The sequence below is a fragment of the Actinoplanes solisilvae genome (assembly GCF_003999975.1).
In the GTDB taxonomy this organism is placed as follows: Bacteria; Actinomycetota; Actinomycetes; order Mycobacteriales; family Micromonosporaceae; genus Actinoplanes; species Actinoplanes solisilvae.
In genome coordinates this window covers 13,980-27,500 of sequence record NZ_RJAC01000049.1, presented here as the reverse complement: position 1 = coordinate 27,500, position 13,521 = coordinate 13,980, and the positions used below count along the sequence as shown (strand labels likewise).

The window sequence follows — 13,521 nt, the reverse complement described above, 5'->3', positions numbered from 1 at the left end:
CGACCGCAAGGCTTCCCACTTCACCGGATTCCTGCGCCTGGCCTGCGCTCTGATCTGCTACCGCCGAGCCGCCCGCCTCAACCTCCTGACCAGCAACAACCCCTAATGAGATGCGGTCTTAGCCGTGCGGCCCTGTGGCATCAGGTGCGGTGACAACAACTGGGCGGCTGACAACAACTGGGCCGCTCACTCGACGAAGCAGTCGGGGTCGTCGACTATCTGGAGGGCGACGATCCGCTGCGGGACGTCGAGCTCGTCGAAGAACCAGGTCGTCAGCGGCCCCACGCAAGAGACGGTTTCGTCGTCGCTCAGGAGCCAGACGGAGTCGTCCATCCGTGTGTTGTAGACCGCGTAGGCGTGCACGCTGCGCGGGCCGAGCCGCTGCCAGTCCGGCGTGATCTTCTGGTACCAGGCGGTCGGCTTGCGCGCGATCCAGTCCGAGCTTTTCGTATAGAGGCAGACTCGCGGGTATTCGCATCCGAAGGTGCCGGCGGCGGCCGCGGGCGACGTTTCGACAATGGACAGACCTGCGGCGGCCAGCACCGTCGCGACACCCGTGGCCAACAATTTGTTCCGCATTTCCACTCCCCGTGAAATGCCGCACCTCCGAACGGGTGCGGTCACATTTCGATGCTGGCACGGGTCGCGGAACGGCGTCGCGAATCGACGGCACCGGTATTTTCGTCCGACGTTTCGCGGGTGGCCGGTCGCGCTCAATCAACCGGGATATGTCGGGTTGCCGACACGGTGACCGCGCTACGGTCCGGCCACCCTGCTAAGGCCTACAGGTCAGCGGAACTGGGGGATCAGCTCCTCGGCGATGCGGTGCAGGTCCTTGTGGTCGTAGGCGACTCGGGGGATGTAGAAGATGACGTAGTCGGCACCGGCCTCGACGGCCTTTTCGACACGGCCGATGGTGTCGGCGGTCGATTCGGTCAGGTCGAGTTCGATGGTGGTCGACTTGGTGATGGCGTCGAAATCGCGGCCGAGCGTGTCGCAGTGGGCACGCAACACGTCGATCTTGTGGCGGATCACCTCGGGGTTGCCGGCGCCGATGTTGCAGCCGTCGGCGTATTTGGCGACCAGTTTCAAGGTCACCTTTTCGCCGCCACCGCCGAGCCAGAACTGCGGGCGGCGACGCGGCTGGTTGATCGGCGCGTCAATCCGGTAGTGCTTGCCCTCGAAGACCGGGCGGTCCTCGGTCCACATGCGATGAATGATTTCCACGGCCTCGCGGAATTCGCTCATGCGCTGCGGCACGTCGTGCCATTCGTAGCCGTACGCCTTCCATTCGTGCTCGTACCAGCCGGCGCCGAGCCCCGCGATGAGCCGGCCCTTGCTCGCCACGTCGACCGTCGACGCGATCTTGGCGTACAGGGAAGGCTGTCGATAGCCGTTGCAGCCGACCATCTGGCCGATGCGCACCCGGCTGGTGTCGCGGGCCAGTGTGGAGGTGGCCGTCCAGACCTCGAAGGTGGTGTTCAGGGTGGGCTCGGGGACGGTGTGCATGTGGTCGTAGAGCCAGATCGCGTCCCACGGCCCGGCATCGGCCGCCCGCGCGACGTCGGTCATCGCCTCGTACTGCTCGACCGGGTCATCGATCTCGACGAGGTCCATCTTCCAGCCCTGGGGCACGAACACCCCGAAACGTACGCTCATGCGGCTCAACCTAACCGAGGCTTGGCAAACGCGGCCGCCGGTACCAGAGTGTGCGCCAAGATCGCGTAATCGGGGGAAACAGAACGTATGTATGACATTGCCCTGGGTGCTGTTCGCCGGCGCTCCGGCCCGGCGTTGCTGGTCGCGCTGCTGGCTCTGCTGCTGGCCGCCGCAGCGAGTTGCGCAGCCTGGTACGGGTTGACGGTGGCCTCCCGTTCGGCCGGCAGCACGGTGACCTCGGCCCCGGTCGAGCAACGCGCCATCAGCGTACGCCAGGCGACCGGGGCGACCGACGATCCGCGCGGCGCCCTCGACGCCCTCGGGACGACCACCCGCGGCCTGCTGCCGTTGCCGGGCGCCGCACCGGTGCTGGGGGTCGTTTCCGACGGCTTCTACAACTATCCGGGTCGTCAAGGCGCGTCGACCGGCCTGCCGATCGCCTACCGCGACGCGTTCTGCCGCAACGTGCGGCTGACCGGCGAGTGCCCGTCGGCGGCCGACGACGCCGCGATCAGCGCCGACACGGCCCGCCGGCTCAAGCTGAAGCCGGGCGACTCGTTCCAGGTGCGCTCGGCCACCGCGGCCGTCCCGATGCCGTTCCGCGTGTCGGCCGTCTACGAGGCGGTCGAGCCGGGCGGCGCCTACTGGAGCGCCAAGCTGTTCCGCTCGCAGGGCACCCTCGACCCGATGTTCACCTCGCTCGACGCGTTCCGTGACCCGTCGCTGACCCGCCAGATCGTCGCGTGGGACGTCGAGGTGCCGTTGGCGTTGTTGCGCGGCGACGGGGCGTACGACCTGAACGGGCTGGTCAACCGGGCCGCCCCGAGCTTCGCCGCCGCGCAGCTCGAACTGTTCGCGCCGACCGGCAAACTGGTCGACCGGGTCCGGGACGTACGCATCGACGTGGCCGAGGGCGTGGCGATCGCGCTCGGTCAGACCGCCGTGCTGGCCTGGTTCGCGTTCGGACTGGCGGGCCGCTTCACCGGCCGGGAGCGGCGCGCCGACGCGGCCCTTCTCAAGCTGCGCGGCAGCACCGCCCGCGGCATCCTGCGGCTCGCGCTCGGCCAGCACCTGCTGCCCCTCGCCGCCGGGGCGATCGGCGGCTGGGCGGCCGGTTTCCTGCTCGCCTGGCCGCTGGCCCGGGGACTGCCGGTGAGCTCGGAGCTCGGCGTGGCCGTGCTGCTGTCGCTCGGGCTGGTGCTCGTCGTGCTCGGGATCGCCCTGCTGGTGCTGCTGGCCGTCGACGCCCTGCACCAGCGGGCGCCCATCGTCGCGCTCCTGCGCCGGGTGCCGTCGGCCCGGCGCGACTGGCGGTCCGGTGTCATCGACGTGGCCCTGGTCGCGCTCGCGGCCGGGGCCGTCTATCAGGCACGCTCCGGCGGTGGCGGGCTCGGCGTGGTGGCGCCCGCGCTGGTCGCGCTCGCCGTCGGGCTGCTGCTGGCCCGGTTGCTGCGCCGTCTGGCCGATCAGGTCGGCGCGGTGGCGTTGCGCGCCGGCCGTGTCAAGCTGGGCCTCACCGCCGTACGGGTCTCCCGGCAGCCCGGCACCGACCGGGTGTTCGCCCTCGTGGTCGTGACCGTCGCGATGGCCGCCCTGACCGCGGGGGTCTACGCGGCGGGCCGCACCGAGCGGGTCGAGCGCGCCGACGTCGAACTCGGCGCGGCGCGGGTGCTGACCGTGACCGCGTCCACGCGCACCGAGTTGCTGCACGCGGTGCGCAGCGCCGACCCGTCCGGCCGCTACGCGATGGCCGCCGTCCTGGACACGGCGGGCTCCCCACCGGTGCTGGCCGTCGACAGCAGCCGGTTCGCCGCGGTGTCCACCTGGCATCCCTCGTACCGGGAACTCAACGGTGCCGCGCCGAAAGCCCTGCCGCTGGTCACCGGCGACCGGCTGACCGCCGAGGTGAACAGCGGACGGCGGACCACGACGTTGCTCGGCGTGATTTTGCAGCACGAGGGCACGGGCGAGAGCGTGCGGATCGAGTTCAAGGGCATCCGTCCCGGCGTCCAGAAGGTGTCGGCCGCGGTGCCGCGCTGCGCGGTCGCGCCCGGCTGCCGCCTGGTCGGCTGGGAGCTGTTCTCGCCGCAGGGCTCCGACTTCGGCTCGGTCACCGTCCGCTCGCTCACCCAGCAGAACCCGTCGGCGGTGATCGCGGACAGCGCGGCGCTCGCCGACGTGTCCCTGTGGCGCGGCGACTTCAGCACTCTCGCGGTCCGCATCGCCACCGGCGACGGTGGTCTGACCCTCACGACCGTTCCCGCCGGTGCGACGAAGGTGTGGGTCGTCGACTCACCCCTGCCCCTGCCCGTCGTGCTGGCCGGCAAGACCCCGAGCATCTGGGTGTTCGACGATGCCGCCCTGAGCCGCTTCGGCGACGCGGCCACCCCCGTACGGGTCGTGGCCGCCGCGACCGTCCTGCCGGTGGTCGGGGTCGAGGGTGTCCTCACCGACCTCGACGCGGCCCGCCGGGTCGCGGGCGACAGCGACCAGGGCGGCATCTCGCAGGTCTGGCTCACCGCTGACGCGCCGAAGTCGGTCGTCGACGCGATCGGGCTGCCCGTGCTCAGCGACCGCACCGCCGCCGGCCGGGTCGCCGCCCTGGACGCCGACAGCTCCGTGGTCACCGCCCCGTTCGGCCTGCTCGCCGTCGCCGTGTCCGGCCTGATAGCCGCCGGTCTGCTCGCGGTCGCCGCCGCTGTCGACCGCGAACCGCAGCTCGAACACCTGCGCGCTCTGCGAAACCAAGGCCTTTCCCGGCGTACGGCGTTGACCACCGCCTACACCGGCGCCGGCTCGGTCGCCCTGGCCGGCCTGCTCGGCGGGCTCGTCGCCGCGGTCGTGGCCCGTCCGATCGCCGCGGTGACCGCCCCGCCCTTCCCGGACGGCTGGCGGGTGATTCCGCCACCGGGCGCGCTCGGCCTCGTCCCGCTCGCGGTCGCCGCCGCGGCCGCCCTGGTCGTGCTCGGCGCCACCACCTGGCTGTCGGTGCGCAAACTGAACGGGGATCTCCGATGATCGCCCTGGTGCTCGCGATGGTCTGGGCCCGGCGCGGCCAGGCCGTCACGGTCGCGCTGCTCGCCCTGTTCGGCGTGGCCGCCGCGGTCGCCGCCCCCGCCTATCTGCGCGCGGCCGACCGAGCGGTGGCCGCCGGCCAGGTCGCCACGGCCACCCCGGCCGAACTCGCCGTGGGGATCCGCGCCGTCGAGGGCGACCGGCGCACGGTCGAGCCCGGCGCCGACGTGCCCGGCCCCGACCTCGAGCGCGACGGCTCGGCCCTGGGCACCCTGCCCGGCTTCGACACCGTCTACTCGATGGAGTATCCGACCATCGGCATCGAGCCGACCGTCGACTACGCCACCAAGATGGTCGCCCGGCAGAACGTCTGCGACCACCTGCGGATCGTCGCCGGCCGGTGCCTGATCGGCGAGTCCGACATCGTTCTCGGCGAACGGACCGCTCGGCGGCTCGAACTCACGCCCGGCGACTCGATCACGATGCGGTTCGCCCGCTACTTCATCCCGCGCGGCGAGCCCGGCTACTACGTCCCCGACGGCGCCGAGAAGCAGTTCCTGATCACCGGCCTGTACAGCGTGCCCGACGCCGGAGACATCTACTGGGGACAACACAACTACTTCGGGTTCAACCCCGGTGTTCCGCCCGGCGCGGCCGACCCCGCGTTCGTCACCGCCGCCACCGTCGAGACGATGGACCGCGGCACCGTGGAGGCCCACCTCGACGCGTTCCCCCGGCCGGGCGCCCTGGCCGTCGACAACCTTCCCGCCGTACGCTCCGCGCTCGCCCGGACGCAGGCCGCAGTCACCGCCCTCGGGGCCGGCGTCGAGCTGCGCAGCGACCTGCCCGACCTGCTCGCCCGCATCGACTCGGGCCGCGCCGCCGGGCACCGCATCGTCCCGGTCCTGGCCGTCGCCCTCGTACTGCTCGCCCTGCTCACCATCTTCCTGGCCGTCGGCTACGGCACCGAGGGACGCCGCCCCGAACTCGCCGTCGTCGCGCTGCGCGGTGCCCGCTGGGGCCAGCGCTGGTGGCTGGCGACCGGCGAGAACGTGGTAGCCATCCTGATCGGCTCGGTCGCCGGTTGCCTGGCCGGACAACTGCTGATCAATGCGTTCGCCGCCTACCGTTTCCCCGGCGTCGGCGCCGACCCTGGGCTCGGCTCGCTGCGCTGGGCTCCGGTCGCGGCCGCCGCGGCCGTGCTGACAGCCCTGTTCGCCGAACGCAAACAGATCGCGACCCCGGTCGCTGAACTGCTGCGCCGCGCGCCGGCCGTGCCGAACAGCGCCCGGGCGATCGCCGCCGAGATCGTCGTGGTCATCCTGGCCGTGGTCGCCGTCGTGCAGCTCAAGTCCGCGCTGCGCGGCGTGGGAACCGCCGCGGCCGCCCTGGTCCTGGTGACCGGGTCGCTGGTCGCGGCACGCCTGCTCGTGCCGTTGGCGACCGTGCTCGGCCGCCGCGCCCTGGGCCGGGGCCGCGTCGGGCTCGCGCTGGCCGGTTTCCAGCTTTCCCGGCGGCCCGGGGCGGTGCGGTTGTTCGCGCTGCTGACGGCCGCGGTGGCGGTGGTCGGCTACGCGGCCGCGGCGGTCGACGTCGCCGCCCGTGGCCGTTCCGACCAGGCGGTGCTCGGAACGGGCGCGACCCGGGTGCTGCAGCTCGGCCCGACCGGCCGGCAGAACCTGCTGGCCGCCGTCCGCGCCGTCGACCCGTCAGGATCCTTCGCCATGGCCGCCGTACGGCTCCCGTCCGCCCCCGACCAGCCGTCGGTGCTCGCGGTCGACACCACCCGTCTCGCGTCGGTCGCGGCCTGGCCGTCCGGCGGGTCGACGGCCGCCTCGGTCGCGTCCCTGCTCCGTCCCGCCGGCGCCCCACCGGTGAACGTCGACGGCGCCACGCTGCGGCTGGACATCACGACGTCCGAGTTCAAGACCGGCAAGGCGGTCACGTTGAGCGCCGTGCTCTCCCCGCGTGACGGCGGCAACGACGAGATCGTCGAGCTGGGCGTGCTACGGCCGGGCCGGCACACGTACGAGCAGACCGTGCCGGCCTGCGCGCCGGGGTGCACCCTCAACTCGCTGCGCTTCATGGCCGGCACCGGCGTGCTGGACGTGGCCGGTGTCGTGACGATCCACAAACTCGCCGGAGGCGTTCCGGCCGCCGTCCTGGACGACCCGGTCGGCTGGCGCGCGTCGGCCGGCGGTCGGATCGGCGCCTCCTCGGACGGCCTGCGCATCGAGGTGACGTCACTGAACGGCCTGCCGTCGGGCATGGCGGTGCACCCGGCCGTTGCTCCCTCCCCGCTGCCGGTGGCGGTGGCCGGGGTGCCGGCCCTGAAGGAGATCGGCGGTCTCGACGGCCACCCCGAGCCGGTGGACGTCCGCCTGTCGTTGCCCGCCGTGCCTGGCGTCGGTTCTCCCGCCGTGCTGACCGACCTCGACCACACCGACCGACTGGCTGCCGACGGCGTAGTCAGCAACCGAGCGATGGTCTTCCTCAACGACCGCGCTCCGGACGACATCGTCAACCGTCTGACCGCGCGCGGTATGACGGTGACCGGCTCGGTCAACGCCTCCCACATCCGCGCCCGCCTCGACAGCGAAGGCCCGGCGATCGCCATGTGGTTCTACGTGATCGTCGCCGCCCTGGCCACGGCGCTGGCCGCGGGCGCGCTCGTGCTGGCCGCAGCCGTAGACCGCAACCGCCGGGTCGAGGACCTTTCCGCCCTGCGCGGCCAGGGTCTCAGCCGCGGCGCCCTGCGGCAGGCCACCCTGTGGACCTACCCCGTGCTGGTTCTGGTGGCGGTCGTGGCCGGCATGGGCGTGTCGTCGCTCGGGTGGTGGCTGACCGGGTGGGCGCTGCCGCTGGCCGGTCTCGAGCCCCCGGCGCTTCCCCTGGCAGGCTGGCCCCGCCTGCCCGTGATCGTGCTGACCGCCGCGGCCACAGCCGCGATCCTGGCCGGAGCAGCCCTGCTGGCGGCCCGCCGAACCTTGCGCCGCATCCGGTGAGCGCGCGGTCTCCGCTGATCAGACGGGCCAGGTCGGAAACCCGCCCCGAACAGGCGCGGGTACGAGCGGTTGGGGTGAAGGTGGCAGGGCCTGAGGTGATGAGGGCAGTACTGGAGGGCATGATCTCGAGGCTCGCCCCTGGCCTGCCGGGCAGTGCTCTGAGCGAGATCATCAATAGGCTGTTATGGGTGACCGACGACAACGGCACTGACGTGGTAGCGGTCTGTCGTGGCTGGCTTCACTCGGATGACATCCGGCGGGTGGAGGCGGCGCTGAGTCTCGATGAGTGCTGGCTCTACGAGGACAAGGGCGAGCTGCGCTCCCATCTCTCTGCGGTCGGATCTCGCTGGCCGCAGCTACTGCCGAGAATTCAGCAGATACTCGGATCTTACGACGATCAGTTTGGCCATTGAGTGAGAATTTCAAGCAGACGGAGGCCGACTCGGAGTGGGCCTGCGGCGGGTGCGAGTCGCGGCTAGGGCAATCCATTGCCGAACTTGCTCGGCGCCGCGATGCACGCGGCGCCCACGGAACAGTCGGGCCCTCCTCGGCTCCATCGTTTCGTGGTCCTTGATACAGGGGCCTCACTTGCGCCCGAAGGCCCTGTATCAAGGATCGCGGAAACGATCATGATGGTGAGAGGCCTATTTTCTTGAGCCAAGCCTGCCGCTTCCTGTTTGCTGGGAACGGTCGCGCCCAACTGGACGCACGATGCGGAACCACGATGCCGGCGGCCCGGAAGCCTGTGCGTGACCAGTCGGCCACCGTAGGCGGCCGCGCGGAGCGGATACCGGATGGGGCCGCCGACGACAGACCTCGACGGCGAAATCTGTCTACTATGACGGCCGCCGCGGTGGGCGAGCAGGTCTTGTCGTTTGGTGAGCCGGGCTGACATCGCGCTCGAGAGTGCCGAGCCCGTCGAGTTCCCAGGGGGTGGCCCGCTGGGCCAGAGCGCGCAGCGGCCGTCGTGAGCGGCGTCGACGGCTGCGGCCAGCTCGGCCTTGGACCCGAAGTGGAAATACGGGGCGCCCTTCGTCGCGTCGGCCTCGCGGGCGATTTCGTTCAGGCGAGCCCCCGCGCCCGCTGCGGCCCGGCCCTGGTGGTCCCGACGTATCCCGATCGGTTGAGCGCGGCGCACTGCCCGCGAAACGTCGGACGAAATTGCCGATGCCGACGATTGACGACGCCGTTCTCCGAACCCGTGCCGGCATCGGAAACGCGACCGCACCCGTCCGTCTGGCTCCTGGGCGACGACGACACCGTCTCGTGCGTGGGGCCGATGCTGACCTGGTTCTTCGACGAGCTCGACGTCCCGCAGCGGATCGTCGCCCTGCAGATTGCCGACGACCCCGACTGCCGCGGCGGGTGACTATTCCGGTGGCCGGCCGGGGCGCGATCCGGGAGACTCCGATGCCGTGAGAATGGGGATCTCCGGTTTCGAGCCGTCCTTCCTGGTCGGCGTCGAAGCCGTCCAGCAGGCCCACCGGCCACGCCTGGCCGCCCTCGCCGGCCGGCGGCTGACCGGCTTTGCCGTGGTGCGCTTCGTCGAGGACGGCGACTGGTACGCCGACTGCCCTGTCGTGCTCGACTTCGACGGTGTACAGGCGGAGGTGTGCCACACGAAGCTCGACGAACTCTCCATCGGCTGGAACACGATCGACACGACCGCCGCCATCACCGGGTGGGAATGGTTCGAGCTGACACCGCACTGGACCCACCAGCACGAACGCCTCGAACCGTTCGTCGGCCAGGAACTGCGCGAGGTAACACTCCTCGAATGGCGCCCACCGCACCACGACCTGGCCGCCGGGACGGTCACGGTGGAGTTCGCCTTCGCCTCCGGCTCCCTGCGGATCGTCAACGGCCTCGACGAGAACCGCATCGACATCGGCCCGGCCGACCCGGACTACATCCGGCACGAACTGGGACCTTGAGGGTGCCCGCTCGGGGCCCTGCCATGCTGCGCCGGTTTTCACCACGCGTGAACGGGCATTGGCGGGAAAGACCGGCCGGTCGGCGCCGTTGTCCTTCACTCGGCCCGTCCGTAGCCGATAAGCACGTGGGGGCCTTGTGCTGGCGCGGGCAAAGGAGCGCGATGTTCACGCGTGCGTTCAGAATCCTGTTCGCGCCCGCCGCGGCGCTGATAGGACGACTGCGGTACGCGCACAAGTTCGCGGTGACAGGGCTGGTGCTGCTGATTCCCCTGGGGTTCGTGGTGACCGCCTACGTCGGTCTGCAGCGCGACCAGATCAGCTTCAGCGCCAAGGAACGCAGCGGCGTCTCCTACATGACACCCCTGCTGGAGCTGGCGGCGCGGCTCACCGAAAGCCGTCATGCCGCTGCCGTCCCCGGTGCGGCCGCCGTCCCGCTCGACGATCAGATGGCGCGGGTGGACGCGGTCGACCGGCGGTTGGGATCGGCGCTTGACGTGAGTGGCACGTGGTCGGCGACCCGCCTGCTGATGAACGAGGCCCAGCGCGCCACCGGTACGGCCGCCGACCGCTACGAATATTGCAACAAGGCCATGAAGGCGCTGCTCGACCTGATCGTGAAGGTCGGCGACGAGTCGAATCTGACGCTCGACCCCGACCTGGACACCTACTATCTGATGGACACGTTGCAGTTCCGGCTACCCGTGCTGTTGGACGCCGCCGGGCGCAGCGCGGACCTGGCCACGATGGCTTCGGCGCGGCCGGCGGCCGCCCGGACCGACGCGTTGATCGAGCTCGGGTTCACCAACGGCGTGATCCGGACGACGCGGGAGACCATCACCCGCTCCGTGGCGACCTTTGCCGCGACGACCGCCGACGCGGACGCGCGTGAGCGGACCGTCAGCGGCTTCCGGCAACTGGACAACGTGACGGCGGCTCTCGCCGTCACCGTGACCGCCGCGGTCAAGAACCGGCAGCCGGACGCGGTGCGCGTCGCCGCAGCCGAAGCGGTGCGGGTCGCCGCCGCTGAGCAGGCCGTGCAGATCGCGCTGTCGCTGGACCGATTGCTGCAGGTCCGTATCGAAGGATTCGCCGGCCGCGCCCACCGGATCGAGCTGACCGCGGGGCTGGCGGCACTGCTCGCGCTCTACCTCTTCGGGGGTTTCTACTTCTCGGTGGTGCCACCGATCCGGCGCATCGTGGACGCGTTGCACGCGGTCGCCGCCGGGGACCTTACCCGGTGCGTCTCAGTCGATACGCACGACGAGCTGAGTTTCGTCGCCCGGGCGCTCAACCGGACGGTGGCGGAGACCAAGACCGTCACGGACCGCCTGGCTCGGCAAGCTTCCCACGACGCCCTCACCGGGCTGCCGAACCGGGCCGTCGCCCTCGACCGCATCGCGCGGATATTGGCACGCACTCCGCGCGGCGAGGAACAGGTGGCCGTACTGCTGATCGACCTGGACCGCTTCAAACCCATCAACGACTCGTACGGCCATCACGTCGGCGACGAGGTGCTCGGCGTGATTGCCGGGCGGTTGACGGCACTGCTGCGTGACGGCGACACCGCCGCCCGCCTCGGCGGGGACGAGTTCCTCATGCTGTGTGAAGGGCTGGAGAGCCCGGCCGACGCGGTGCGGATCGGCGAGGCGGTGGTGGCGGAGCTGAGCCGGCCGATCACGGCGGCCGGGGGCCACACGGTCAGCGTCGGTGCCAGCGTGGGCGTCTCGTACGCCGGTCAACAGCCCGGACAGACCGCGGCTGATCTGGTGTGCGACGCCGACGTGGCCATGTATCGGGCGAAGCAACTCGGTCGCGGACGGGTGGAAACCTTCGACGACGCGCTGCGAACCGCGGTCGAACGCCGGTTGCAGACGCAGGAAGAGCTGCGGTACGCGGTTGAGCGCGGAGAGATAGTGCCGTACTTCCAGCCCATCGTGAACGTCGAGACCACGACGATCTACGGCTTCGAGGCATTGGCTCGTTGGCAGCACCCGACACGCGGACTGCTCGGGCCGGCCGAGTTCATCGAAGTGGCCGAGGAGGTCGGGTTGATCGTGCCGGTCGGCGCCGCCATCCTGGCGCGGGCCTGTGCCGAGGCGGTGCGCTGGTCGAAGCTGTGCCCTGACGGTTCCGCGCCACGCGTGACCGTCAACGTGGCCAGCGCCCAGCTCGTGCACCCGTCGTTCGTCCCGACGGTCGTCACGATCCTCGACGACTGCGGCCTGGATCCGGACCGGCTGTGGCTGGAGATCACTGAGACCAGCATCATGGCGGACACGGATGCGGCGGCTGAGACGTTCCGCGCCATGCGCGCCCTCGGCGTGCACCTCGCCGTCGACGACTTCGGCACCGGTTATTCCTCGCTGACCTATCTGCGCCGGTTCCCGGTGGAGACGTTGAAGGTCGACCGGTCGTTCGTGGCCGGCATCGGATGTGACCGCGAGGACGAGGCGATCGTCGGCATGATCCTCAGCCTGGCTCGAGCCCTGGAGTTGCAGGTCGTGGCGGAGGGCGTCGAGACGGCCGACCAACTCGACCAGCTCCGGCGGCTCGGATGCGTGCTCGTCCAGGGCTTCTGGTTCGGCCGGCCGATGTCGGCCGACGAGGCCCGCAACCTCGTGAGCCGGCCACAGCCGATCCGGACCTGAGTGCGGGGCGCCCTCAGCGTCCGGCTGCGCCTTTCGCGATCGCCGGAGGTAGGCAAGGCGCGGCAACTCAGGCTGGTCATGCTGCGGGGGAAGCCTGGTGACCCTCGGTCTTGGCGCGCAGCACGGCCAGCGCGGCAAGTGTGACCAGGGGATTGCAGCGCCGCATCCTGGAGGGTCCCCAGTCGGCATAGCTGCCACGGCTTACCACGTGATCGGCGGTGACCGTGTTCGGCGCCTCGAGAGGGAAGCCTCCGCCCGGCAGCCACTTGGATTCCAGAAGCGCCAGCGCGTCGGTGCAGCGCGGATCGCCGAGGCGCCCGAGGTCGGCCATCACCTGCAGCGCGAACAGCACGTCGAAGAACTGGATCGGGTAGTGGATCCGGTCCGGACCCGGCTTGCCGGCCCAGTCGGGCACGATCAAGCTGCCATCGGAGCGATGCCACAGCAGGCGCCGCGGCAGCGTCAGGTCAGCCACCCGCAGCGCCGCCTCGAGAGCAGGCGCGTAGTCGTGGGCGCGCCCGTACGCCCACAGCCCGCGTGCGGGGATCAGCGACTCCTGGAAGGAAGAGTGGGCGGCCTCGGGGCGCTTGTCGCAGTTCCAGCCGCCGTCGGGCCATTGCCAGCCGATCAGCCGGTCCACCGCATCGCGGGTGCGGTCCTCCTCCAGCCCGAGCCGGACGGCGTACCAAATCGCGTTGCCGTCCATGGACGCGCAATGCCGCACCCGGTCCTCCTGACCGGGAAAGACGGTCGTCATTTGCGGCTGGAGGAAGTGTTCCGAGAAGAGCCAGTCGTGGACCTGGCACACCAGCGGTCGCAGCCGCTGGTCGCCGGCCGGGTAGTCGATCATGGCCAGGCAGGTCAGCGTCCAGTGCGGGCCTTGCCACTTGCGGTATGTATGGTGCAGCGTCCTGGCGTCCTGCTCGAACACCCGCAGCAAGGCCTGGGCAAGCGGAGAGCTGGGGATGCGCTCCCGCATCGATCGGGCTTGCGCCGAGTTGGGATCCAGACCGGCCAGGAGGCTCGATCTGTAGGCGACGGCCGGATCCTTCGAATCAGCCAACTGCTCGATCAACAGCTCGGACGCACTGCGCCGTTGTGCTTGGAGCTCAGGCGCGCCCATGTCTCGAATCGTAGCGCCGAGCCAATCGCTGACACCATGCCTCCACCCCGATGACTCTCTCTTCCCGTCCGGGTCGTTCGGTGCGCTGGTCGCGCGCCGCGGAGGCAGGGGCGAGGCCGCGGGTGTCGATGCCGAGC

Annotated in this window: 10 protein-coding genes; 6 read left to right on the top strand and 4 right to left on the bottom strand. The window is 70.8% G+C overall.

Annotated features, from left to right (window positions below):
* Positions 1-186: 186 nt before the first annotated feature.
* Complete coding sequence (locus EER30_RS45550; RefSeq protein ID WP_127509245.1) at positions 187-579, bottom strand: hypothetical protein; 393 nt, start codon at positions 577-579, stop codon at positions 187-189.
* A gap of 210 nt (positions 580-789) precedes the next feature.
* Entirely contained in the window at positions 790-1,659 is an 870-nt protein-coding gene (locus tag EER30_RS45545) for an LLM class F420-dependent oxidoreductase (RefSeq protein WP_127509242.1), read from the bottom strand.
* 87 nt (positions 1,660-1,746) lie between these two features.
* On the opposite strand from EER30_RS45545, the gene EER30_RS47785 reads away from it, so the two are divergent.
* The 3 genes from EER30_RS47785 to EER30_RS45530 all read left to right on the top strand — a co-directional run bounded on the left by EER30_RS47785 (position 1,747) and on the right by EER30_RS45530 (position 8,092).
* Positions 1,747-4,677 (top strand): FtsX-like permease family protein, encoded by a 2,931-nt coding sequence (locus tag EER30_RS47785; RefSeq protein WP_164842772.1) that lies wholly within the window; start codon positions 1,747-1,749, stop codon positions 4,675-4,677.
* Positions 4,674-7,679 carry an FtsX-like permease family protein gene (locus EER30_RS45535; protein WP_127509240.1) on the top strand — a complete coding sequence of 1,002 codons (3,006 nt, stop codon included), beginning with the start codon at positions 4,674-4,676 and terminating at the stop codon, positions 7,677-7,679. The genes EER30_RS47785 and EER30_RS45535 overlap by 4 nt, the downstream gene beginning before the upstream one ends.
* A 188-nt stretch (positions 7,680-7,867) precedes the next feature.
* Entirely contained in the window at positions 7,868-8,092 is a 225-nt protein-coding gene (locus EER30_RS45530; RefSeq protein WP_127509237.1) for a hypothetical protein, read from the top strand.
* A gap of 62 nt (positions 8,093-8,154) precedes the next feature.
* Here EER30_RS45530 and EER30_RS50165 read toward each other — a convergent pair whose 3' ends face one another.
* Positions 8,155-8,736, bottom strand: coding sequence for a hypothetical protein (locus tag EER30_RS50165; protein WP_432417608.1), 582 nt, complete (start codon positions 8,734-8,736; stop codon positions 8,155-8,157).
* Between EER30_RS50165 and EER30_RS49275 the strand changes: the two genes are divergently transcribed.
* The 3 genes from EER30_RS49275 to EER30_RS45515 all read left to right on the top strand — a co-directional run bounded on the left by EER30_RS49275 (position 8,647) and on the right by EER30_RS45515 (position 12,261).
* On the top strand, positions 8,647-9,048 hold the full coding sequence (locus tag EER30_RS49275) for a hypothetical protein (protein WP_240670739.1): 402 nt from the start codon (positions 8,647-8,649) through the stop codon (positions 9,046-9,048). The genes EER30_RS50165 and EER30_RS49275 overlap by 90 nt on opposite strands.
* A gap of 46 nt (positions 9,049-9,094) precedes the next feature.
* Entirely contained in the window at positions 9,095-9,613 is a 519-nt protein-coding gene (locus EER30_RS45520; protein WP_127509231.1) for a hypothetical protein, read from the top strand.
* A 161-nt stretch (positions 9,614-9,774) separates the two neighbouring features.
* Positions 9,775-12,261 (top strand): putative bifunctional diguanylate cyclase/phosphodiesterase, encoded by a 2,487-nt coding sequence (locus EER30_RS45515; protein WP_164842771.1) that lies wholly within the window; start codon positions 9,775-9,777, stop codon positions 12,259-12,261.
* Between the two features lie 76 nt (positions 12,262-12,337).
* Here EER30_RS45515 and EER30_RS45510 read toward each other — a convergent pair whose 3' ends face one another.
* Positions 12,338-13,384 (bottom strand): hypothetical protein, encoded by a 1,047-nt coding sequence (locus tag EER30_RS45510; protein ID WP_127509216.1) that lies wholly within the window; start codon positions 13,382-13,384, stop codon positions 12,338-12,340.
* Positions 13,385-13,521: the final 137 nt, after the last annotated feature.